Source organism: Atlantibacter hermannii, from assembly GCF_009907385.1.
GTDB lineage: Bacteria > Pseudomonadota > Gammaproteobacteria > Enterobacterales > Enterobacteriaceae > Atlantibacter > Atlantibacter hermannii_A.
Window position 1 is genome coordinate 28,361 of the sequence record NZ_JAAATR010000082.1, and the last position, 22,877, is coordinate 51,237.

The window sequence follows — 22,877 nt, forward strand, 5'->3', positions numbered from 1 at the left end:
CACCAGGTTCCGGCGTTAATAATTAGATTTTATTTGAATTATTTACTTACCTTTTAGCAATTCCTTTAGGTAGCGCAAAAGCGGATTTACGCCATACGACGCGGTAAATTTTATGGGAAATTTATTACCGATATAAAATATATTCCGCTTAAGCGAAGCGCAATAAACATCGTCAGCGCTATTGCTTCATAAATAATGCTTAGAGCGCGCTTAACGTTATTATGTTATTAACACGTTCATTTCACACTCTATTTAACGACCGCCTGATGTGGCTTTTTTGTACCGCTTCGTTTATCGGCATAAAAAAAGCCCCAGCAAAATGCCGGGGCCTGGTACGAGCAAACATCATATTGGGCGACATGATGCGCGGTAAAAAAACGGTTCACATTACGGGGCGGTTGCCAGTGCCGCTTTCATGGCAGCGACGGCTTCACCATCCACGCAGTAGCGGGAGTATTCATCTGCCTCTGGGTCGGCAGACATCGATACGCCCGGATTGCGATAGCGCATGGCGGACGGGACTTGCTTGCCCGCCGAGCTGTGAAGCTCTTTCACACCCTGCGCGATAAATTTGTCCAGATTGCCAGGCCGTACGCCAGCACCAGCCATAATGATTGGAGCATCGGAGTGCGCGATTAGTTCCGCAATTTTTGAAATACCTTTTTCGGCACTGGCCTGCTGACCCGATGTGAGCACCCGCGCCACGCCTAACTCACGTAAATTATCCATCGCATTGAACGGGTTAGCACACATATCAAATGCGCGGTGAAAGGTCACCGCCATGCCCCGGGCAGCATCCATAATTTGGCGCATGCCCGGCATATCCACCTCGCCATCCTCAGTGAGAAGGCCCGTCACCAGTCCGGGGTAGCCCAGATCGCGGATTAGCGCGATATCCTCAAGCATGATGGCGAATTCGCTGGCGCTGTAACAAAAGTCTCCACCGCGCGGACGCACGATGGGATGCACGGGTATAGAAATCTGGGCGCGAACCGCCTTTAAGGTGCCCGCAGAGGGCGTTAACCCCCCTTCCGCCGGCGCGCTGCATAATTCGATACGATCCGCTCCGGCGGATTGGGCCGTTATCGCGCACGCCAGCGAGTAACAGCAAATTTCCAGTAAAGCCATTGAATCCCCTAAGAACTGTGAAAACTGTTGTGTCATCCTTGCCAAATGTTCGTCTGAAGGCACCGATAAAGCAGGGCAACGTATCATGGCATTCAATTTCAACCAACAATCGGACCGCCGTCACAGCGATAGCGTCAAACGGAACTAATACGTTGAAAGCGTGTTGCCTGTGTGGGTCGCGGACAGGGAATTTCCCACCGCGCCCGGCGTGACAGAGGCGCTTTCGTAGCGGGGTGCAGGGGGTTTTCGGCTATGGAGTGGCACCTGATGAACGCTACCGCGTGGTGGGTGCCCGTCTGAAGGCGCGCTATCCATTCACGTCGTCTGTCGCGACGCCGCGCTGGATGAGGCGGTAGCGCGGCTTTGGCGCGCCATCGCCGCACGTGAAGTTATTCCTGCTCGCTGGCGACGATGGCTTCAATCGACCAGGGATGGAATTTTATGGTCACTGCGCCATCGGTCACGGCGAGCGTCGGGTTAGGCAGCCGCTCGCGCTCGCCTTTCGGCGTGCTGGTTTTTACTGCAATGCCCTTCTGGCAGAGCCCTTCATCGCTCAGCAGCGCGACGGCGCGGGCGTTAAGCGTTTCCGGCTCGCCCGGCAGCACGATTTCGATATGCTCCCAGCCTTCATGCGGGTAGCGTTTCTCTCCCGGCCAGGGCAGTTCGATCACGCTGAACGCCCAGTGCGCCACCTTAACCGGCTGGTCGAGCTTAAACAGGCAAATGGGCCGACCGTTGATGATATTTTCCGACAGCAGCGCGCCGCACTGCTCAAAGCCCTTGCGCCAGCGTTCGGCGGTGGCGTTCTGGTGGCAGCGCAGTGAGATATGGTCGGCATCCAGCGGCGCAATGTCGAGGCCCAGGCGCGCGGCCAGCCCGGTTAAGGCGTCGGTAAAACGCGGCAAATCCGCCACGATATCCTGTAATTCTTCAATTGATTGCCAGTCTTGCATCTCGGTTTCCGGTTTTCGCTAAATCGTCGTTAATCTACCCTGAAGCGGCTGTTCCACCAAGTTTTAACCGGCTTTTCAACCGCACCGCGCCATTGCTGACGCTGCAATCCAAATGCAGTATACTTCCGCCTTATTTTTCCATAGACATAACGCGGTTCCGCTGCGAACTGCGTGTTTAACGTAAGGTATTCCGGTGAATATTCAGGCTCTTCTTTCCGATAAAGTCAGTCAGGCATTGATTGCCGCAGGCGCACCTGCCGATTGTGAACCTCAGGTTCGCCAGTCGGCCAAAGCACAGTTCGGCGACTATCAGGCTAATGGCGTGATGTCCGTTGCTAAAAAACTGGGCATGCCGCCGCGACAGTTAGCAGAGCTTGTGCTGACCCACCTCGATCTCGCCGGGATTGCTAATAAAGTTGAAATCGCGGGACCGGGTTTTATCAATATCTTCCTCGATCCGGCGTATCTGTCGAGCCTGGTGGACAGCGCGGTACTGAGCGAGCGTATCGGCGTGCCGAAAGCGGCGGCGCAAACGATCGTGGTGGACTATTCCGCGCCGAACGTAGCGAAAGAGATGCACGTCGGCCATCTGCGTTCCACCATCATCGGCGACGCGGCGGTGCGCACGCTGGAATTCCTCGGCCATAACGTGATCCGCGCGAATCACGTGGGCGACTGGGGCACCCAGTTCGGGATGCTGATTGCCTATCTGGAGAAGCAGCAGAACGAAAACGCCGGTGAAATGGCGCTGGCCGATCTGGAAGGTTTCTATCGCGAAGCCAAAAAGCACTACGACGAAGACGAAGCCTTTGCTGAGCGCGCCCGTAACTACGTGGTGAAGCTGCAGGGCGGCGACGAATACTGCCGTGAGATGTGGCGCAAGCTGGTCGATATCACCATGACCCAGAACCAGATCACTTATGAGCGCCTGAATGTCACCTTAACCCGCGACGATGTGATGGGTGAAAGCCTGTACAACCCGATGCTGGCCGGTATCGTTGCCGATCTGAAAGCCAAAGGGCTGGCGGTGGAGAGCGAAGGCGCGACGGTGGTGTTCCTCGACGAATACAAGAATAAAGAAGGCGAGCCGATGGGGGTGATCATCCAGAAAAAGGATGGCGGCTTCCTGTACACCACCACCGATATCGCCTGCGCCAAATACCGCTATGAAACGCTGCATGCCGATCGCGTGCTGTATTACATCGATTCCCGTCAGCATCAGCACCTGATGCAGGCGTGGACCATCGTGCGCAAAGCGGGTTACGTGCCGGATTCGGTGCCGCTGGAGCACCATATGTTCGGCATGATGCTGGGCAAAGACGGCAAGCCGTTCAAAACCCGCGCTGGCGGTACCGTGAAGCTGTCCGACCTGCTGGATGAAGCGCTGGAGCGCGCACGTCGCCTGGTGGCGGAAAAGAACCCCGACATGCCTGCCGACGAGCTGGAAACCCTGGCGAACGCCGTGGGGATTGGCGCGGTAAAATACGCCGATCTGTCGAAAAACCGCACCACCGATTACATTTTCGACTGGGACAATATGCTGGCGTTTGAAGGCAATACCGCGCCTTACATGCAGTATGCCTATACCCGCGTGCTGTCAATTTTCCGTAAAGCGGGCATTGAAGAGAGCATGCTGACCGCGCCGGTGAATATTACCGAAGAGCGTGAAGCGGCGCTGGCGGCGCGCCTGTTACAGTTCGAAGAGACGCTGACCACCGTAGCCCGCGAGGGGACGCCGCACGTGATGTGCGCCTATCTGTACGATGTGGCGGGACTGTTCTCTGGCTTCTACGAGCACTGCCCTGTCCTCACCGCAGAAACCGAAGGCGTGCGTCAGAGCCGCCTGAAGCTGGCTCTGCTGACCGCGAAAACGTTGAAGATTGGTCTTGAAACGCTCGGTATCCAGACCGTCGAAAGGATGTAATTCTGCCTCACTGAAAGCGCGTCGAGTACGCGCTTTTTTTATGGGTCTTAGCGGCTGGCGGACATGTTTTATTCGCAATGCGTGAATATGTTCAACCCTTAACCGAACGCGCGCGAAAGGATAAATTCCGCTTGACCGTTTTAGCCTGACTCCCTATAGTAGCGCCCCGTTGCCCCACGCAGTGGGGCAGCAAAAACAATATGGTGAGGTGTCCGAGTGGCTGAAGGAGCACGCCTGGAAAGTGTGTATACGGCAACGTATCGGGGGTTCGAATCCCCCCCTCACCGCCATATTTTGAAAAAAGCTCATACGAAAGTATGAGCTTTTTTCTTTTCAACTCTGTGCCCGGGGGGGGGGATGAGAATCCCCGACCGGGGTTCGACCACTGGCGCAGCCAGTGGGACAGACTGGGCGCGTAGCGAACAGGCTGCCCCCAGGGCGAGCGAAGCGAGTCAATCCCCCCCTCACCGCCATATTTCTGAAAAAGGCCCGTACACAGTACGGGCCTTTTTCTTATCCGCTCCATGCCTGGGGGGATGAGAACCCCCGGCCGGGGTTCGACCACTGGCCCGCCTAACGCCGAGTCCCGGCCGTTTCCACCGGGACGTCCATATGTTCCATCGCAATCGGAATGCTCTTGTACGCCGGGATACCGCTTTGGGTATCGTGGCTGTCCAGCGGCACCAGTACGTTAGCTTCCGGATAATAAGCTCCGACCGAGCCGGGTGCCATATCAATCACCACGATGGTGAGATTATGCATCCGCCGCGACGTCGGGTTGCCGTCAGGATCGAGGGCCACAATATTGACCTGGTCACCCACCCGCAACTGGCGTTTTTCCGCCTCATCCGGATTGATAAACAGCACGTCGCGCCGTCCCGTTACGCCGCGGTAGCGATCGTTCAGTCCATACAGCGTGGTGTTGTACTGATCGTGGCTGCGCAGCGTAGTAAGTACCAGGTCGTGACATTTCAGCGAGCGCGGATCCTCATTAATCCCCTGCATCACGTTGAACTGCGCTTTACCGGATGGCGTGTTCCAGACGCGCTCAGACGCCGCGTTATACAGCCGAAAGCCGCCCGGCTTTTTCACCCGTTCGTTGTAGTCGGCAAAGGCCGGGAACACCGCCTCGATCTTTTCGCGGATAAAACTGTAATCCTCGACCAGCCGGTCCCAGTTGACAACCGTGTTGGGCAGTGTCGCTTTGGCAATCCCCGCCACCAGCGCGGGCTCTGACTTCAGGTGCGGCGAAGCGGGCTGTAACGATCCGCGTGACGCATGCACCATCGACATCGAATCCTCTACCGTGATGCTTTGCGCGCCAGAGGCCTGCTCGTCAATTTCTGTACGGCCAATCACCGGCAGCAGATAGTTGTGCTTGCCCAGCAGCAGATGCGAACGGTTGAGTTTGGTGGCCATATGCACCACCAGATCGAGCTTGCGCATTGCCGGGAAGGTCACCTGCGGGTCGGATATCGCTTCCGCCAGGTTGCCTCCCAGGCAGAGCAGCGCTTTGGCTTTGCCGTCGCGCATCGCCTGAATCGCCGCAACCGCGCCGTGCCCGTGCTTCTGCGGCGGCTTGAAGCCAAACACCCGCTCGATGCTGTCGAGCAATGTCTGCGAGGGAATTTCCGTGATCCCCACGGTGCGATCGCCCTGAACGTTGGAATGGCCGCGCAGTGGACAGATACCCGCGCCTTTTTTGCCAATGTTGCCGCGTAGCAGCAGCAGGTTGGCGATTTGCTGGACGTTCTGGGTTCCGTACTGATGCTGGGTGATCCCCATGCCGTAACAAACGATGGTGCGTTGCGCGCTGGCGTAGAGGCGAGCCACATGCTGAATTTCCTTGCGCTCCATACCGGAAACTTCCAGGATATGCGCCCACTCGGTGGCGTCCAGATCGGCTTTCAGCGCCTCGAATCCCTCGGTGTGCTCGCGGATAAAGGTTTCATCCAGTACCCCCGGCTGGCCGTTATTCACTCGCTCTTCATGCATCGACAGCAATATTTTCATGACGCCTTTCAGCATCGCCGCGTCGCCGCCCACCCGCACTTTGTAGTAGGTCGAGGCCAGTTCAGTCGAGCTGAGCGAAAGCATTTCGACAGGGCTTTGCGGCGAGGTGAAACGCTCAAGACCGCGCTCGCGCAGCGGGTTAATGGCGACAATCGTCGCGCCTCGTTTTGCTACTTCACGGAGGGTGCCAAGCATGCGGGGATGGTTAGTGCCCGGGTTGTGGCCGATGCACAGCACTAAATCACAGTGATTGAAATCGTCCAGCTCAACGGTGCCTTTACCCACGCCGATCGATTCCGGCAGGCCGACGCTGGTCGGTTCATGGCACATATTCGAGCAGTCCGGGAAGTTATTGGTGCCGTATTCGCGGGCGAAAAGTTGCCAGAGGAAAGCCGCTTCATTGGAGGCACGTCCTGAGGTGTAAAACTCCACGCTGTCAGGATCGTCGTAGCGGCGTAAATGCTCGCCGATTTCCCTGAAGGCGGTTTGCCACTCGATGGGCTGGTAAGTATCGGTTGCCGGATCGTATTTCATCGGGTGCGTCAGACGACCCTCACCTTCCAGTTCAAAGGCGTTACGTTCCCAGAGTTCGCTCACCGTATGCGCGGCAAAAAATTCCGGCGTGGTGCGTTTGCTGGTCGCCTCCCAGGAGACGGCTTTGGCGCCGTTTTCGCAAAATTCGAATGATGAGGCATGCTGCGGATCGGGCCAGGCGCACCCCGGGCAGTCAAACCCCTGCGGCTGGTTAACTTTGAACAGGGCAATCACGTCCTGCTTCATCGACATTTGGCCGCGAATGGCATCAGCAACCGCCTTCAACGCGCCCCATCCGCCTGCCGATCCCCCGTAAGGCGCGATGCCGATAGTACGATTTTGCTCTTTCATGGTGCTCCACATGCTCTGGCAGATAATCTGGCCTTTAAGCCTGGTACAAAAAAACGGGATATGCGAAGCGCGGACCGCTTTCCGGCGCCGATGTAGCCGCTGCCAGACTGACCTCGACCTCGACGCCGCAGCGGGGGAACATGAGGCGTCTATAAGTATGTTGTAACTAATTACCGTTCGATCATCTCGTCTCACGCAAACAAAAAAGCCCGCAAACAGGTGCAGGCTTTTGTTCACTTCACGGGTGATTAATGCGCTTCGTTCTGCGGCGTGAATTTCAGTTCAATCAGCGCGATCGCTTTTTGCACCGCCCGCACCGTCACCGGATCAGCGGCGGCACTGGCCCCAACGTTGATGGATTTCAGCTGGCTGGCCATTTTTTCACGCACTTCAACAGGCGCGATGACGTCAATGACGTCGAGGATCTGTTTGATGACCAGCTGACAGGCGACGATATCCGAGACCAGCTCGTCTTCTGGGGTTAAGGGTTGCGACATCTTGTTCTCCTTGGTTTAGCAGCGCAGCGTAACGGCAAATGCATTAAAACGCGAGCCTGCGCATCACAGGGAATGATATCGTTAACTGATAAGTTGGATGAATACCCATAGCAGGGACGAAAAAAAACCTGCCGCAGCAGGTTTTTTAAGCAGAACTTAGAACATCGCGCCCGGCGGGACGTCTTTGAAGGTGCTGCAGTAATTTTTGAACATGCTTTTCAGGATAGCGCGCAGTTTCATGGTGTGCTCCGTTGTTATTCGTTTGTTATGTGCAGGTGATCTCGCAATGGCCTAATAATATGATCACCATCACAAAAATCAATCATTTTGAGATTTTGATCACATAAAATCACCGATAAACAAACCGTTGTTCGCCAATAATCCATAAAAATCATTACATTATGGCAACAAAATAAATATTAAATATTATAAATTTTTTTTAATCAGGTAAGGAAAAAATGGCTGAAGTCTCCTCGTCGCAACGCGGCCTTTCCCCCACGGCGCTGCTGGTTGCGGGCGCATTCTTTATGGAATTTCTCGACGGAACGGTGATCGCCACCGCTCTGCCGGAAATGGCCCGCACGTTTGGCGTAGAAGCCGTGGATCTTAATATCGGTATCAGCGCCTATTTACTGACCCTCGCGGTGTTTATCCCTGCCAGCGGCTGGATAGCTGACCGGTTCGGCGCGCGTTCGGTATTCACTCTGGCGCTGGCGATATTCACGCTGTCATCGGTATTTTGCGGGATGGCGCAAAGCCTGGAAGCCTTTGTCGCCATGCGGGTGATTCAGGGGATCGGCGGCGCGCTAATGGTGCCGGTGGGCAGGCTGGCGGTATTGCGTACCACGCCCAAAAACCAGTTGATTAAAGCCATTGCTACCCTGACATGGCCTGCGCTGGTTGCGCCGATTATCGGGCCGCCGCTCGGCGGGTTTATTACCCGCTATGCCGACTGGCGCTGGATTTTCTATATCAATCTGCCGCTCGGGCTGATCGCCATGGCGCTGGCGTGGCGGCTGATTCCCGCGCTCATGGATAAGGAGCGTCGCCCCTTCGACGGCGTGGGTTTTATCAGTACCGGCGTGGCGATGATAAGCCTGGTGTATGGGATGGAAATACTGGGCGCGCAGCAGCCGGACGTGTGGTTAGCCGCTGGATTAATGGCGCTCGGCATCGCGGCGCTGGGCTTTTCCCTGCGGCATTTCCGCCGTAGCGCCTGGCCGATGATCCGCATGGATGCGCTGAAGATAAAAACCTTCGCCGTGACGATGTATGGGGGTTCGCTGTTCCGCGCCTCCATCAGCGCGGTGCCTTTTATGCTGCCGCTGATGTTCCAGGTCGGTTTCGGTATGGATCCCTTTCATTCCGGGCTGCTGGTGCTGGCGGTGTTTGTCGGCAATCTCACCATTAAACCCGCCACCACGCCGCTGATCCGCTGGCTGGGGTTTAAAAAGCTGCTGCTGATTAACGGCCTGCTGAATGTGCTGTCGTTAATCGCCTGTGCGCTGCTTACGCCGCACACGCCGGTGTGGCTGATCCTGCTGATCCTGTATCTCGGCGGCGTGTTCCGTTCGATTCAGTTCACCGGCGTCAGCACCCTCGCCTTCGCAGACGTGCCGCCTGAAGAGATGAGTTACGCCAATACGCTGTTCAGTACCGCATCGCAGCTGGCAGTAGGATTAGGGATCACCCTTGGAGCGATCAGTATTCGGCTGGGAGATAAGCTGGCGCAATGGCTGGATATGGCTGCCACGCAGGGAATGGGTTTTCGGCTGGCGTTTTTGTTTATCGCCCTGATTTGTCTGGCCGGTATGGTGGATACGCTGCGGTTATCGGCAAAGGCCGGTAACCAGGTTTCGTCGAAGGGGTAAATAAACGGCGTCGCCTGAACGACGCCGTAGAGCTATTAGCCCAGGATCTCGCGCACGAAGGCGACGATTTCTTTATCCTGACCGTTTTCGAACAGGCACTGCTGGAAGCGCTCGCCGGAAACCGCGGTTTTCACCAGTTCCGGGTCGATGGCGCGCAGCGTATCGAGATAATTTTCTTTCACCACGGCAGCTTTCACCTGGTTCAGGATGCCTGCGTTACGAACCTGCGGCTCTTTACGCTCCGGCGGATAGCCTTCCCCTTTGCGGCCAGTAAAGGCTTTTTCAAAAATGAAGCGCACGTTGAGTTCCGCGCCCCAGCCAAAACCTTTGGCAAACGGCAGCGCCAGCGCATTACCGTTATTGATCTGGGAGAACAAATACGCGTCCGCCGGATCGATGCAGTAGCCGCAAACCACGCCCGGATGAATGTTCAACGACATCAGCGCGCCCTGGCCGGTGCCGCAACCGGTCACCACAAAATCCACCGCTTTGGCATTCAGCAGGATGCTGGCCATGATGCCCAGATGGATATAGGTCAGATGGTGATCGTTTTCGCCGTTCATCCCTACGTTAAAGACCGAATACCCTTTCTCATCGGCCACTGCCTTCAGTTCGTTGAGAATGATGGGGTTTTTCGCCGCCTGGCTGTTTTCCATCATCAGTGCAATTTTCATCGGTTTTCTCCAGCATATGTCTTAAGTTGCTTATGATAGCGGCACAATGCCATCTGGCAAACACACTTTCAGAATAAATGAAAAAATGTTTTATAAATTAATACTGCGTTCACATTTTCATCGGCGCGCGTCAGACGATAAGCACAGATAAGCGTGGCAATGGGCGCTATTTAACCCATTGAATGACAGTCGCTGTGCGATGATGGTGGTATGTTACTCTGATGGAAATCGCCATGTTTCGACCGCTAGCGGCACTATTTTTTCTGAGCCTTACTGGCTGCACTATCACTAAAAACCCAGAGGTGACCGGCGGCAATCAAATGATGGGGCTGGTACAGCTGGGTTTTAACGTCCCCGCGCTGCAACGGGCCAGAATCGATGATTATCTGGCCCTCTCTACCGCTACAAAACAGTGTCAGAACTGGGGCTACGATCGCGCGGTACGCTACGGCGACCCGATTTATACCTGTAGCGTGATTAGCGGCACCCAGTGTCTGAACGAAAGCGTGACCCTGAATTACCAGTGCCAGGGCGTCGCGCTACCCGCCAGCCAGCCCGTTTATTAACAAAAAGCAGCACCTGGCGTGCTGCCTTTTAGTTAGCATGACGGCTATTATTTCCCGCTCACTTCACTGAATACGTCAGTATTATTTATCGATATTGCCGCGCCGTTTTTATTTAATGATTTTAATTACCATTTGCATTTTTACTTATTAATTTCTTTTACGTTACTTTTTGCAAATGAATTAATAACAAATTATAGTAGCCCACAATATCGCCCTGCCCTTTGATTCGGAGCACGTATGCTTAAACCTGAAATGTTTGAAAAATTAAATGAGCAAATGAATCTGGAATTATTTTCATCCCTGCTCTATCAACAAATGAGCGCCTGGTGCAGCTATCACAGTTTTGAAGGCGCAGCGGCATTTTTACGTCGTCACGCGCAGGAAGAGATGGGCCATATGCAGCGTCTGTTTGATTATCTGACCGATACCGGCAGCCTGCCGCAAATCAAGCAGATAGCCAGCCCGTTCGCCGAATACGCGTCTCTTGACGAGTTATTTAATGCCACTTATGAGCACGAGCAGTTAATTACCCGGCAGATTAATGAGCTGGCCCACACCGCGATGACCAGCCAGGATTATCCGACTTTTAATTTCCTGCAATGGTATGTCGCCGAACAGCATGAAGAAGAAAAACTGTTTAAATCGGTGATTGATAAATTACGTCTGGTGGGTAAAAGCAACGAAGGGCTTTATTTCGTTGATAAAGAGCTGGCAACTCTGGATGCCCAGGCTTAAATAATGAAGCGGGCCATTGCGCCCGCTTTTTTAATGATGACAGATTTTACTTTTATGGGTGACGAAACCTTCATCTACCGGGATAAACTTTCCGCGCGCCGCCAGAAATTCCACTAATTCTCCCGCCGTCATCCCTTCTGCGGAACAGGTATAAAAGCGCGCTGCCTGACCAAATTTTTCTTCAATCGCCGCGACCAGGCGTTCCGTTGTCCAGCACTGGCCGTCCGCCAGCATCATCGTTAACACTTCATGACCGTGAATGGATGTCATCATTTTCTCTCCGGTAAAAAACGCAGGATACGTCTTCTTCCGGGGACCGATCTTGTGTGGCCGCAAGAAATCGCATTTATCATACACCTTTCATTATGTAAACATTCCGTTACGATACGCGTAACTCAAATTTGACGAAACGCTATTTTTCACATACCCTGCGCCGCATAATTCAATATGGAATTCATTTCTTTCAGAGGGAAGCGTGAAGAATCGCACTCTTGGCAGTACTTTTATCGTCGCCGGCACCACGATTGGCGCCGGAATGCTGGCGATGCCGCTGGCTGCGGCTGGCGTGGGTTTTGGTGTAACGTTTATCTTACTGGTCGGCTTATGGGCGCTGATGTGTTACACCGCGCTGCTGCTGGTCGAGGTATATCAACATGTGCCCGCCGATACGGGCCTCGGCTCGCTGGCGCGCCGCTATCTGGGCAAATACGGTCAATGGCTGACCGGCTTCAGTATGCTGTTTTTGATGTATGCCCTGACTGCCGCCTATATCAGCGGCGCGGGAGAGCTGCTGGCGTCCAGCCTGTCGCAGTGGCTGTCAACCTCTGTCACGCCCTCCGGCGGCGTGCTGATGTTTACCCTGGTGGCGGGCGGTATTGTCTGTATCGGCACCCATATGGTGGATATGTTTAACCGCCTGCTGTTCAGCGCCAAAATTGTTCTGCTGATCGTGATGCTGGCGCTGATGATGCCGCATATCCACCAGGCCAACCTGTTGACGATGCCGCTCGAAAAAGGCCTGGCGCTTTCAGCGATCCCGGTGATTTTCACCTCATTTGGTTTTCACGGCAGCGTGCCGAGCGTGGTCAGCTATCTGAATGGCGATTTGCGCAAGCTGCGCCTGGTGTTTATCACCGGGAGCGCGATCCCGCTGGTGGCCTACATCTTCTGGCAGCTGGCGACGCTGGGCGCCATTGATTCCGCCACCTTCAGCGGGCTGATCGCCAACCACAGCGGATTAAACGGCCTGTTGCAGGCGGTACGTGAAGTGGTCGCCAGCCCGCACGTCGAGCTGGCGGTACACCTGTTTGCCGACCTGGCGCTGGCGACGTCGTTTCTCGGCGTGTCGTTAGGCCTTTTCGATTATCTGAGCGATCTGTTCCAGCGCAGCCGCAAAGCTTCCGGGCGTATTCAGAGCGGATTGATTACCTTCGCGCCGCCGCTGGTGTTTGCGCTCTTTTATCCGCAGGGGTTTGTCATGGCGCTGGGCTATGCCGGGGTGGCGCTGGCGATCCTGGCGCTGATTATCCCCTCGTTGCTGGTGTGGAAAAGCCGTCAACAGCACAGCGGTGCCGCGTATCGGGTGATGGGCGGGACGCCGCTGCTGGCGCTGATATTCGCCTGCGGCATCGGGATTATTGTGATTCAGGCGTTGATTGCCACCGGCTTGTTGCCGGAAGCAGGATAAAAAAAGGGCGGAAACTTCGGTTTCCGCCCTTTTCAGTTACGCGATTACGCGCCCATCGGCGGGGTAAACGCGGTCAGCTCCAGCGCCGGGCCGGTGTATTTCTCCGCCATCACCAGCGCGGTGTTGCCCGCGCAGCCGTTCGCCAGACGCGAGGTCGGGATGTCTTTGGTGAGCACGTTGGCCCCGCCGTTTTTACAAATCCCGGTGCCTGCGTAATCCAGATCCGGCCATGCGCCTTCATGGATACACACCACGCCCTGCTTGATGCCGTCGGTGACTTTCGCGCCGGTCAGCACCTGGCCGCGAGCGTTCCAGACGCGTACCAGATCGCCATCGGCAATGCCGCGTTTTTTGGCGTCTTCCGGATGGATATAGATCGGCTCGCGGTTGGCTACCGCATACTCTTTACGCAGCGAAGCGTAGTTGAGCTGGCTGTGCAAGCGGTGCGCCGGGTGCGCGGTCAGCAGTTGCAGTTCGCCTTCTTTAGCGTTACCTGCCCACTCGTCCGGCTCCAGCCAGGTCGGGTGCGCCGGGCAATCCTTATAGTTAAAGCCTTCGATGGTTTTCGAGTAGATCTCGATTTTGCCGCTCGGGGTGCCCAGCGGGTTCATTACCGGATCTTTACGGAAATCGGCATAGCGTACAAAGGCTTCTTCTTTCGGATTCTTACGCATTTCGATCAGCTTGTTGGCTTCCCAGAATGCGGTGAACTGCGGCATGTTGACGCGCTGCTGACGTGCGCCTTTCTGCGCCACGTCGTAGAACTCGCGCAGCCAGTCCATTTCGCTCTTGCCTTCGGTGTAGGCTGCTTTGCCGCCAGGCTTCAGCAGTTCCGCCATGTCCGCGAACACGTCGAAATCGTTACGCGCTTCAAACTGCGGTGCGATAACCTGCTTCATCGGAACCAGATGCTGGTTGCTGTAGTCGCCGGTCATGGTCAGGTCGTTGCGCTCGAACGAGGTAGTGATCGGCAGAACGATATCGGCATGCTTGGCCGCCGCCGTCCAGTAGCACTCGGAGATGACCACCATTTCCGGCTTCTGCCAGGCTTTCACCAGGCGGTTAGTGTCCTGGTGATGAGTAAAGTTGCCGCCGCCGGCCCACCAGATCATCCGCAGATCCGGGAAGGTTTGTTCTTTACCGTTATGCTGGTATTTGCCGCCGGGGTTTTCCAGCGCTTCAACGATACGCGCTACCGGGAAGGCTTCCACGGCATCGGACGTCGCCCAGTCGTTGCCTGCTGAAGATCCGCCCGCAATCTTGGCAGAAATAGCCGACAGCACGCCGCCGCTGCGGGTCGGGTTGCCGCCGTTGGAGTAATGGTAAGAGAAGCCGAAACCGCCGCCTTCGGTCCCGATCTGGCCGAGCATCGCCGCCAGAGTCACCAGCATCCAGTGGCGCTGTTCGCCGTACTGCTGGCGCTGAATACCCCAGCCGCCCATCAGCATGGTTCTGTTTTTGGCAAAAATTTCCGCCAGGATTTCCATTTGCTTCGCCGGAACGCCGCAAATTTTCTCGGCCCAGGCCGGCGTTTTCGGCGTGTTATCGCTCTTGCCGGTCAGATAGGCTTCAAATTCGCCGTAGCCGGTGGTGTATTTTTCCAGGAAGGCTTTGTCGTGCAGGCCTTTTTCCACCAGTACGTTAGCAATACCGAGCATCATCGCCACGTCGGTGCCCATGTTCGGCGCAATCCACTGGGCTTTGTCGCCGAAGAACTCGATGGTTTCGGAACGGATCGGGTCGATGGCGATTACCGTTTTACCGGACGCTTTCAGTTTGTTGAAGTACTCCAGGCCCTGCTCGTCGGTACTGCTCCAGGCGATTTTCAGGGTGTTGAGCGGGTTAAGGCCCCACAGCACTACCACCTGGCTGTGCTCCAGCACCACCGGCCAGACGGTCTGCTGTTCATACACTTCTACGGAGCCCACCACGTGCGGCATGATCACCTGCGCCGCGCCGGTTGAGTAGTCGCCGGTATGGCCGGTATAACCGCCCGCCATGCTCATATAGCGTTGCAGCAAAGTCTGGGCTTTATGCAGCACGCCGCTGGAGCGCCAGCCGTAGGAGCCTGCGAAAATTGAAGACGGGCCATGCTCGGTGCGAATACGCGCATGCTGCTCGTGGATCAGTTTCAGGGCGTCTTCCCAGGAAACGCGCACAAACTCATCTCTGCCGCGTTTGCCATCGGGTTTGCCCGGCGCGTTCAGGAAGCCTTTTCGCACCATGGGATACTTAACGCGGCACGGCGTATGGGCCTGGTCCGGCGCGGTGGTTTGCAGCGAGTTAGGAATGGTTTTCGCAAGCGCGCCGCGTGAAGAAACAATTTTGCCGTCTTTGACTTCGATGTACATCGCGCCCCAGCGCCCGGCGGTCAGGATCGCATTGCCCGGCGCTTCCGCTGCCCAGGCCTGCATCGGGATGGCGGAAGTGATCATCATCGCACCGGCGGAACCGCCAGCATATTTAATAAAATTGCGTCGTGTAAGATTCATAGGTTCTCCTTTATTAATCCTTTTCTGTTATTCCCTGGTGGCGATATCTTTAGCGTGGTACTGGAACCAGCGGGTCAGGATGTCTAAATCCTCGGCGCTGATGTCGGTTCTCGCGCCCATCCCTTTTGCTACGGAAGGCCAGGCGTTGAGGGTGTAATGCTCGGATGAAATCGGGGCGTGGCAGCCGGAGCAGTACGCCTGATCGAGGGTTTTGGCGTAATTCCAAATCTCGTCAGGTTTGTCCAGCGCCGGCTCAGCGAGCGGCGCGCGCAGCGACACGCTACGCCAGGCGTTGCCATACGGATCTTTTTCCCAGTCGCCGGAAACCTTAACGGCTTTCTGGCCTTCTTCTGTCAGCGTTGCCAGCACCAGGCGTTGGCCAGCCGACAGGTAAATCACCTGCTCTGCGCCCTGCATCTGGCTGCCGGTAATTTCCACTTCACGCGCATCGCCGGATTTACCGACCACGGCCAGTTTGGTGGCTGGATAAACGGTGCCCAGGTTGCCCAGCGACGCAGGCGCGACCGGATACACTGTTTTGGCATCAGCAGGGGTCTGGCGCGCATGTTCCATCAGCGCATCGTGCGCTTTGCTGTCGATGGTGATTTCAGGCGGGAAGTGCGCAACGCCTTTATGGCAATCAATACAGGTCTGTTTTTCCTTGATGCCCAGCGCATGCATTTTCTGCGCGTCAGCGCTCTGCTTTTGCAGATCCATGGCGTCAAACTGGTGGCACGAGCGGCAGGTCGCCGAGTCGTTGGCTTTCAGCTGATCCCAGACGGTTTGCGCCATCGCCAGCCGGTGCTCTTCGAATTTTTCCGGGGTATCGATTTTTCCGGTCACGAACTCGTGATAGATATCTTTGCTCGCGCGGATTTTGGTGATCAGATAGTCCATACCGGACTGGGGAATATGGCAATCGTGGCATTCGGCGCGAATGCCTTTCTGGTTCATAAAGTGCGCAGAGCCCTGGTACTCTTCATAAGGCGCTTGCATGGTGTGGCAGGAGAGGCAAAACGAGGTTTCCGACGTTTTGTGCATCACCCACATTGATGAAACCGCCAATGCCCCGCCCAGTACAACGCCGACAAACAGCAGCCCAATAATCCATTTCCATTTCTTACTCATTACCTTGCCTTCAATTAATCCATCAATGGTGTGTATCGTTCTAAGGCAGGTATTTTGCGGGATACGGGATATATAAGATTTGATGTAACACAAAAGTGGTATTAACCAGAAAGGGTTAAACGTGCTTTTGATCGAGTTTTTGCAAAGTTGCGGTTAAGAAGTAAGCTAACTGCTTGTTGTGCCTGAAATTATCATTGCGTCGCTATATATATAAATATACAACGAACAATAACATTATGTTGCGTGATTAATTAAAAAAATAAACCGGCTTTTCGGGCCGGTTTATTTCGCGCTTAGTGCAAGCAGCAGTTTTTATATTTTTTGCCGCTGCCGCAGGGACAAGGATCGTTACGTCCCACTTTAGCTTCCGCAATATAAGGCGTCGGCGCGTCAGGTTCCGGATGCTGATTTTCCGACCAGTATTCATACAAGCTCAGCGCCGCCAGGCGAATATCATCAATGCTGCGCTGGTACTCTTCCGGGGTCATTTTTTCCAACAGGCCGAGATTATCTTCCCGTCCGTGAAGGGCGATAGAATCCAGCGACAGACGATGGGAGTCCGGCAGCGCCGACCAGTCCGACAGCTCTGCGCCGCGCAGATAGCCATAGCACCAGTCTTCGACCGCAATCCAGGTTTCGCCTTCCACGTCCTGTTCGCCAAACAGCGGTTCGAACTGGTCTGGATAAGCGCTCAGCCGATCTTCCACGTCTTCCAGATGCTGGAACACCAGGGTCATAAAGCGCTCCATTTCGCGCTCGTTCTGCCATTTCGGCACGTTGTCGGCCCCGCCCCACAGCGCCACCAGCCATTCGCTGGGTTCAGGCATCGACGGCCCGGACAGCAGCGCGGTCAGCATGCCGTCCAGCTCGGAAACATCCACCACCGAGCGTTCGCTGGCATACTTCGCTAAGACATCATCAAGCCATTCCAGCTCTTTTTCATTCAGTGGTCCCTGATTCATACGGTCGCCTCCTCTGGCGTGCGTTACCCACAGTTTCACGCAATTATAACGCGATTTTGGGGTGAATCGGGAACGCATTACCCCCGGCGCTGCGCCAGCCGCGCGATATCCGCCGGGGTGGTGCGGCAGCATCCGCCAATCAGCCGCGCGCCAGCCTGTAGCCAGTCGTCCAGATAATGATCCAGCGAATGGCAACGGCGCGCGCCCTGGGTCCAGCGTTTAGCGACGGCGTCGTACTGCTCGCCGGAATTGGGATACGCCACCAGAGGCAGCGTGGTGAGGGCGTGAAGGTTTTGCAGCGCCGCCGTGGTCTGTTCCAGCGCAATGCAGTTAACGCCCAACGCGAGCACCCGATCGTGCCCGTCCAGCAGCGTCGCCACGTTGCCAAGCGGGGTGCCGTCGCTCAAATGCCGGCTGTCGCGCAGGGTGAAAGAAAACCAGGCGGTGACGTCCGGGAATTCGCTTAACAGCGTCAGCAGCGCGCGCGTCTCGGCAAACGACGGCAGCGTTTCACAGGCCAACAGATCAACGCCCGCCTCAACCAGCGCGGCGATGCGCGGCCGGTGAAAATCGCAAAATTCATCCGGCGTGAGGAAATAATCGCCGCGATATTCCGACCCGTCTGCCAGATACGCCCCGTAAGGCCCAACGGACCCGGCAACCAGCAGCGCGCGGCTGTTGGGCTGTTCCGCCCTCGCCTGCTGCGCCAGCGCCACGCTCTGTTTAATCAGGGCGAGAGACTGCGCTTCATTAATGCCTTTGGCGGCAAACCCGGCTGGCGTGGCCTGATAGCTGGCGGTGATGGCGCACTGCGCTCCGGCCCGGAAGTAATCGAGATGTAGCTGGTAAATCAACTCAGGGTTTTCCATTAATACCTTTGCTGACCAGAGAGTATCCGCCAGGTCGCAACCGCGCACCTCCAGCTCGGTGGCCAGCGCGCCATCCAGCACAATGAACGGCGACTGCGCCAGTAACGGCAGCAGCGGATTATTCAGCGGCATTCCAGTTCTCCTGCATCGCATGGCAATCAGCGCGGCTTGTCGCGCGTCGTCGCCAGAATAAACGGTCCGCTTACTACCAGCCTGAGCCGGGCGCGTGAGCGGTTCACCACGAGTATAGGTTGAGGATTCACGATAACAGTCAGAAAAGGTCGCCAGGCCATCATAATTTCCTCCGCTTTTTGATGAACATAGCGTGGCGGCAGCGCTTTCACCGTCAGCAGAAAGTCGCAATCGCGATTCACCGAACTGGTGCATACGGTGGCGCATTTTCGCGCAGACGGGATTGTCGCCCCCCTCGAAAGAGGCATTTTTAGCGGGTTTGCTGCTCTGGTACGCGCTTTGCAACGCCCTGTCAGGTTTTTCCATTCTGGCGAGGTAAAGTATGGCAAGCGTAACCGAACAACCAACAACACTAAAACGCACCCTGGGCAGCTTCCGTTTATGGGGGATTGCCGTCGGGCTGGTGATCTCCGGGGAGTATTTCGGCTGGAGCTACGGCTGGTCACAGGCCGGCACCCTGGGATTTCTGGTCGTGGCGCTGGCTATCGCCGCGATGTATTGCGCCTTTATTTTCAGTTTTACCGAACTGACCACCGCTATTCCCCACGCGGGCGGGCCGTTTGCCTATGCGTATCGCGCCTTCGGGCCGACCGGCGGGTTTATCGCCGGGTTCGCCACCTTGATCGAGTTTGTCTTTGCGCCGCCCGCCATCGCCATGGCGATTGGCGCCTATCTGAACGTGCAATTCCCGGCGCTGGATCCGAAATGGGTGGCTGTCGGGGCGTATCTGATCTTTATGACGCTGAATATCCTCGGCGTCGGCATTGCCGCCACCTTTGAGCTAATTGTCACGCTGCTGGCGATCTTCGAGCTGCTGGTGTTTATGGGCGTGGTTGCGCCGGGCTTCTCCTGGGATAACTTTACCGCCAACGGCTGGGCGGGCGCGGAGAGCTTCAGCAACCTGGCGCTGCCGGGAATGTTTGCCGCGATCCCGTTCGCAATTTGGTTTTTCCTGGCCATTGAAGGAGCCTCGATGGCGGCGGAAGAAGCCCGCGACCCGCAACGCACCATTCCCCGCGCGCTGGGAGGCGGCATTGTCACCTTAACGGTGCTGGCGGTGGGCGTGATGGTGTTCGCGGGCGGCGTGGGCGACTGGCGCACGCTGTCGACTATCAACGATCCGCTGCCGCAGGCGATGAAGATGGTGGTCGGCAGCAGCAGCGGCTGGCTGCATATGCTGGTCTGGCTGGGGCTGTTCGGACTGGTGGCGTCGTTCCACGGCATTATCATGGGCTATTCCCGGCAAATATTTTCCCTGGCGCGCGCCGGGTTCCTCCCCGCCTCGCTGGCGAAGGTCAATCGCCGCACCCGCACCCCGCATCTGGCGATCCTCGCGGGCGGCGTGGTGGGCATCGCAGCTATCTTCTCTGATTCGCTGATCACCATCAGCGGGATGCCGTTAACGGCGTGCATCGTCACCATGTCGGTATTTGGCGCTATTGTTATGTATATCGTTTCTATGCTGGCGCTGTTTAAGCTGCGCCGCAGCGAGCCGAATCTGATCCGCCCGTTTAACGCGCCGCTGTTCCCGGTCGCGCCTGCGTTTGCCCTGGGAATGGCGGTGCTGTGTCTGGCGGCGATGATTTATTACAACACGGTGCTGGCGCTGATTTTCGCCGCCATGATGCTGGGCGGCTACGTGTGGTTCCGCATCTCAGCCCCGGCGCGCCAGCGCGCGGCGCTCGACCCGCAATTGCGGGCGCTGTCGTAAGGAGAAACGCATGTATCGCACCACTCTGGCGCACCGGGTTTACCGGTTCGCCAGCCTGAAAGACGTGATGGCGAAGGCGACACCCGCCCGTTCCGGCGACAGCCTGGCGGGCGTGGCGGCGGAGAGCGCCGAAGCGCGCATGGCGGCGAAGATGGCGCTTGCCGATGTTCCGTTGCGCGACCTGCTGACCCATCCCCTGATTCCTTATGAATCCGATGAAGTGACGCGCTTAATTGTCGATACCCACGACGCCGATGCCTTTGCGCCCATCAGCCATTTAACGGTAGGCGATTTTCGCGACTGGCTGCTGAGCGATGAGGCAGACAGCGCCACGCTGAGCCGTATCGCGCGCGGCGTGACGCCAGAGATGGCGGCGGCGGTGAGCAAGCTGATGCGTAATCAGGATTTGATACTGGTGGCCAGCAAATGCCGGGTGGTCACGCGCTTTCGCAACACCATTGGCCTGCCAGGCCACTTAAGCGTGCGGCTCCAGCCCAACCATCCCACGGACGATCTCAAAGGCATCGCCGCCAGCTTGCTCGACGGCCTGCTGTACGGGGCGGGCGATGCGGTAGTGGGCATTAATCCGGCCAGCGACAGCCTGCCGGTGCTGGATCGGCTCAATCATATGCTGGATGACATTATCCAGCGCTTCGCCATTCCCACGCAGTCATGCGTGTTAACGCACGTGACGAATACCCTCCAGCTTATCGAGCGCGGCTCGCCGGTGGACCTGGTATTCCAGTCGGTGGCCGGCACAGAGGCGGCGAACCGTGGATTTGGGATTTCCCTCTCTTTGCTGGCGGAAGCGCGCGACGCGGCGCTGTCGCTGAAGCGCGGCACGCTCGGCGACAACGTGATGTATTTCGAGACCGGCCAGGGGAGCTGCCTGTCGGCCAACGCCCACCACGGCGTCGACCAGCAAACCTGCGAAGCGCGCGCCTACGCGGTGGCGCGCCATTTCGATCCGCTGCTGGTGAATACCGTGGTGGGATTTATCGGCCCGGAATACCTGTACGACGGCAAGCAGATTATCCGCGCCGGGCTGGAGGACCATTTCTGCGGCAAGTTGATGGGGCTGCCGCTGGGCTGCGACGTCTGTTATACCAATCACGCCGAGGCGGATCAGGATGATATGGATACCCTGCTGACGCTGCTGTGCAACGCCGGGCTGACTTTTCTGATCGGCGTACCGGGTGCGGATGACATCATGCTGAATTACCAGAGCACGTCTTTCCACGACGCGCTGTACGCGCGGCGATTGCTGGGGCTAAAACACGCGCCGGAATTCGCCCACTGGCTGAGCCAGATGCAGATTATCGATAGCCAGGGGCAGCTGCGCTTAACCGGCGCCAGCCATCCCCTGCTCACTGCCATGCCGTAAGGAGAAGCCATGCACGCGCCCGATGCCTGGAAAGCGCTCAATCAGTTTACCGACGCCCGGATTGCGCTGGGACGCAGCGGCGCAAGCCTGCCCACCGCCGAAGTGCTGAAATTTGGCCTGGCCCACGCTCAGGCGCGGGACGCCATTCATCAGCCGTTTGACAGTGATACCCTCGCCGCCCAGCTCGCCGCGCTGGATCTGGAAACATTGACGGTTCACAGCCAGGCGTCCGATCGTGCTGTGTATCTTAACCGGCCCGATCTGGGGCGGCGTCTGGATGAGCCGAGCCGCGAGATGCTGACGGCCCGGCGCGCATCGCCGCACGATGTGCTGCTGGTGATTGGCGACGGGCTCTCTTCCCATGCCGTTCACCGTCAGGCGGTGCCGTTGGTGAAGGCGCTGCTGCCCTTTCTGGCGACGCTGGGGTTATCCACCGGCCCGGTGGTGCTGGCCCACCAGTCGCGGGTCGCGCTGGGCGACGATATCGGCGAATGCCTGAACAGCAAGGCGGTAGCGATCCTGATCGGCGAACGGCCAGGGCTGTCGTCGCCGGATAGCCTCGGCGTCTATCTGACGTGGAAACCTGAGCGCGCGCGCATTGAATCAGAGCGCAATTGCATTTCCAACATCCGCCCGGAGGGGCTGGGCTATGATGCGGCGGCGTTTAAACTGGCCTGGCTGCTGGAGCAGGCATTTTTGCGGCGGTTGACGGGAGTGGGCCTGAAGGACGAAAGCGATAACCCGGCGCTGTGGGACAGGGTCAGGCCGGGGTTAGCAAAATAAACTGGACGGATTTATGCGCAACGTATCAGGCAGCGCCAAATTTCAGGCAATAAAAAACCACCCGAAGGTGGTTTACACGACACTGCTTATCATTGATTTTATTCTTTATTTCCCGTGGTGCCCGGGGCGGGACTTGAACCCGCACAGCGCGAACGCCGAGGGATTTTAAATCCCTTGTGTCTACCGATTTCACCACCCGGGCTCGGGAAAATTGGAGGCGCGTTCCGGAGTCGAACCGGACTAGACGGATTTGCAATCCGCTACATAACCGCTTTGCTAACGCGCCGAATACTGCTGCCTTTTCAGGCGGACACCTGCAAACTTGCCGGTATCAAAATCTGGAGCGGGAAACGAGACTCGAACTCGCGACCCCGACCTTGGCAAGGTCGTGCTCTACCAACTGAGCTATTCCCGCATTCATCA

At 56.8% G+C, this 22,877-nt stretch carries 20 protein-coding genes and 4 tRNA genes; 9 read left to right on the forward strand and 15 right to left on the reverse strand.

From position 1 onward, the window contains the following. Nucleotides 1–387: 387 nt before the first annotated feature. Together cutC and GV764_RS18395 are read right to left on the reverse strand one after the other, a co-directional pair. Nucleotides 388–1,128 carry a copper homeostasis protein CutC gene (gene cutC / locus GV764_RS18390; RefSeq protein ID WP_161661382.1) on the reverse strand — a complete coding sequence of 247 codons (741 nt, stop codon included), beginning with the start codon at nucleotides 1,126–1,128 and terminating at the stop codon, nucleotides 388–390. 389 nt (nucleotides 1,129–1,517) lie between these two features. Continuing rightward, nucleotides 1,518–2,081 carry a VOC family protein gene (locus GV764_RS18395; protein ID WP_161661383.1) on the reverse strand — a complete coding sequence of 188 codons (564 nt, stop codon included), beginning with the start codon at nucleotides 2,079–2,081 and terminating at the stop codon, nucleotides 1,518–1,520. Between the two features lie 193 nt (nucleotides 2,082–2,274). On the opposite strand from GV764_RS18395, the gene argS reads away from it, so the two are divergent. After that, nucleotides 2,275–4,005 (forward strand): arginine--tRNA ligase, encoded by a 1,731-nt coding sequence (argS, locus tag GV764_RS18400; protein WP_161661384.1) that lies wholly within the window; start codon nucleotides 2,275–2,277, stop codon nucleotides 4,003–4,005. A 202-nt stretch (nucleotides 4,006–4,207) separates the two neighbouring features. Then, a tRNA-Ser gene (locus GV764_RS18405) sits at nucleotides 4,208–4,295 on the forward strand. Between the two features lie 283 nt (nucleotides 4,296–4,578). Here the strand turns inward: GV764_RS18405 and GV764_RS18410 are convergent. From GV764_RS18410 to azuC, 3 genes are all read right to left on the reverse strand, one after another. Further along, on the reverse strand, nucleotides 4,579–6,903 hold the full coding sequence (locus tag GV764_RS18410; RefSeq protein WP_161661385.1) for an FdhF/YdeP family oxidoreductase: 2,325 nt from the start codon (nucleotides 6,901–6,903) through the stop codon (nucleotides 4,579–4,581). Nucleotides 6,904–7,151: 248 nt separating this feature from the next. Further along, nucleotides 7,152–7,400 (reverse strand): DUF2766 family protein, encoded by a 249-nt coding sequence (locus GV764_RS18415; protein ID WP_161661386.1) that lies wholly within the window; start codon nucleotides 7,398–7,400, stop codon nucleotides 7,152–7,154. A gap of 156 nt (nucleotides 7,401–7,556) precedes the next feature. Beyond that, entirely contained in the window at nucleotides 7,557–7,640 is an 84-nt protein-coding gene (gene azuC / locus GV764_RS18420) for a stress response protein AzuC (RefSeq protein WP_085949471.1), read from the reverse strand. 218 nt (nucleotides 7,641–7,858) lie between these two features. Between azuC and GV764_RS18425 the strand changes: the two genes are divergently transcribed. Then, complete coding sequence (locus tag GV764_RS18425; RefSeq protein WP_161661387.1) at nucleotides 7,859–9,271, forward strand: MFS transporter; 1,413 nt, start codon at nucleotides 7,859–7,861, stop codon at nucleotides 9,269–9,271. A gap of 35 nt (nucleotides 9,272–9,306) precedes the next feature. Here the strand turns inward: GV764_RS18425 and GV764_RS18430 are convergent, their stop codons facing one another. After that, nucleotides 9,307–9,945 carry an RpiB/LacA/LacB family sugar-phosphate isomerase gene (locus tag GV764_RS18430; protein WP_161661388.1) on the reverse strand — a complete coding sequence of 213 codons (639 nt, stop codon included), beginning with the start codon at nucleotides 9,943–9,945 and terminating at the stop codon, nucleotides 9,307–9,309. A 233-nt stretch (nucleotides 9,946–10,178) separates the two neighbouring features. Between GV764_RS18430 and yecR the strand changes: the two genes are divergently transcribed. Both yecR and ftnA read left to right on the forward strand, forming a co-directional pair. Beyond that, nucleotides 10,179–10,511: a YecR family lipoprotein gene (yecR, locus tag GV764_RS18435; RefSeq protein ID WP_161661389.1), complete on the forward strand. Its 333-nt coding sequence runs from the start codon at nucleotides 10,179–10,181 to the stop codon at nucleotides 10,509–10,511. A gap of 237 nt (nucleotides 10,512–10,748) precedes the next feature. Further along, nucleotides 10,749–11,246 carry a non-heme ferritin gene (gene ftnA / locus GV764_RS18440; protein WP_161661390.1) on the forward strand — a complete coding sequence of 166 codons (498 nt, stop codon included), beginning with the start codon at nucleotides 10,749–10,751 and terminating at the stop codon, nucleotides 11,244–11,246. Between the two features lie 30 nt (nucleotides 11,247–11,276). Here the strand turns inward: ftnA and GV764_RS18445 are convergent, their stop codons facing one another. After that, nucleotides 11,277–11,516 (reverse strand): YecH family metal-binding protein, encoded by a 240-nt coding sequence (locus tag GV764_RS18445; RefSeq protein ID WP_161661423.1) that lies wholly within the window; start codon nucleotides 11,514–11,516, stop codon nucleotides 11,277–11,279. Nucleotides 11,517–11,721: 205 nt separating this feature from the next. Between GV764_RS18445 and tyrP the strand changes: the two genes are divergently transcribed. Beyond that, nucleotides 11,722–12,933: a tyrosine transporter TyrP gene (gene tyrP, locus GV764_RS18450; RefSeq protein WP_161661391.1), complete on the forward strand. Its 1,212-nt coding sequence runs from the start codon at nucleotides 11,722–11,724 to the stop codon at nucleotides 12,931–12,933. A 44-nt stretch (nucleotides 12,934–12,977) separates the two neighbouring features. Here the strand turns inward: tyrP and GV764_RS18455 are convergent, their stop codons facing one another. The 5 genes from GV764_RS18455 to GV764_RS18475 form a co-directional block, all read right to left on the reverse strand. Next, complete coding sequence (locus GV764_RS18455) at nucleotides 12,978–15,425, reverse strand: molybdopterin guanine dinucleotide-containing S/N-oxide reductase (protein WP_161661392.1); 2,448 nt, start codon at nucleotides 15,423–15,425, stop codon at nucleotides 12,978–12,980. A 27-nt stretch (nucleotides 15,426–15,452) separates the two neighbouring features. Beyond that, nucleotides 15,453–16,553: a NapC/NirT family cytochrome c gene (locus tag GV764_RS18460; protein WP_161661393.1), complete on the reverse strand. Its 1,101-nt coding sequence runs from the start codon at nucleotides 16,551–16,553 to the stop codon at nucleotides 15,453–15,455. 293 nt (nucleotides 16,554–16,846) lie between these two features. Beyond that, complete coding sequence (locus tag GV764_RS18465) at nucleotides 16,847–17,515, reverse strand: YecA/YgfB family protein (protein ID WP_161661394.1); 669 nt, start codon at nucleotides 17,513–17,515, stop codon at nucleotides 16,847–16,849. 77 nt (nucleotides 17,516–17,592) lie between these two features. Beyond that, nucleotides 17,593–18,516 (reverse strand): homocysteine S-methyltransferase, encoded by a 924-nt coding sequence (gene mmuM / locus GV764_RS18470; RefSeq protein ID WP_161661395.1) that lies wholly within the window; start codon nucleotides 18,514–18,516, stop codon nucleotides 17,593–17,595. Nucleotides 18,517–18,542: 26 nt separating this feature from the next. Then, nucleotides 18,543–18,824, reverse strand: coding sequence for a hypothetical protein (locus GV764_RS18475; RefSeq protein ID WP_161661396.1), 282 nt, complete (start codon nucleotides 18,822–18,824; stop codon nucleotides 18,543–18,545). Between the two features lie 74 nt (nucleotides 18,825–18,898). Here GV764_RS18475 and eat point away from each other — a divergent pair, with 74 nt between their 5' ends. The 3 genes from eat to eutC are packed head-to-tail and all read left to right on the forward strand — an operon-like array spanning nucleotide 18,899 to nucleotide 22,454. After that, nucleotides 18,899–20,287 carry an ethanolamine permease gene (eat, locus tag GV764_RS18480; RefSeq protein WP_161661397.1) on the forward strand — a complete coding sequence of 463 codons (1,389 nt, stop codon included), beginning with the start codon at nucleotides 18,899–18,901 and terminating at the stop codon, nucleotides 20,285–20,287. 10 nt (nucleotides 20,288–20,297) lie between these two features. Next, a complete protein-coding gene (locus GV764_RS18485) occupies nucleotides 20,298–21,671 on the forward strand; it encodes an ethanolamine ammonia-lyase subunit EutB (RefSeq protein ID WP_161661398.1) in 1,374 nt (457 codons plus the stop codon). A 9-nt stretch (nucleotides 21,672–21,680) separates the two neighbouring features. Further along, the gene (eutC, locus tag GV764_RS18490) at nucleotides 21,681–22,454 is read left to right on the forward strand and encodes an ethanolamine ammonia-lyase subunit EutC (RefSeq protein ID WP_161661399.1); all 774 of its coding nucleotides are present in this window, start codon (nucleotides 21,681–21,683) and stop codon (nucleotides 22,452–22,454) included. A 115-nt stretch (nucleotides 22,455–22,569) separates the two neighbouring features. Here the strand turns inward: eutC and GV764_RS18495 are convergent. The 3 genes from GV764_RS18495 to GV764_RS18505 form a co-directional block, all read right to left on the reverse strand. Further along, nucleotides 22,570–22,656, reverse strand: a tRNA-Leu gene (locus GV764_RS18495). 10 nt (nucleotides 22,657–22,666) lie between these two features. Further along, nucleotides 22,667–22,740 (reverse strand) — tRNA-Cys (locus tag GV764_RS18500). Nucleotides 22,741–22,793: 53 nt separating this feature from the next. After that, a tRNA-Gly gene (locus GV764_RS18505) sits at nucleotides 22,794–22,869 on the reverse strand. Nucleotides 22,870–22,877 lie beyond the last annotated feature (8 nt).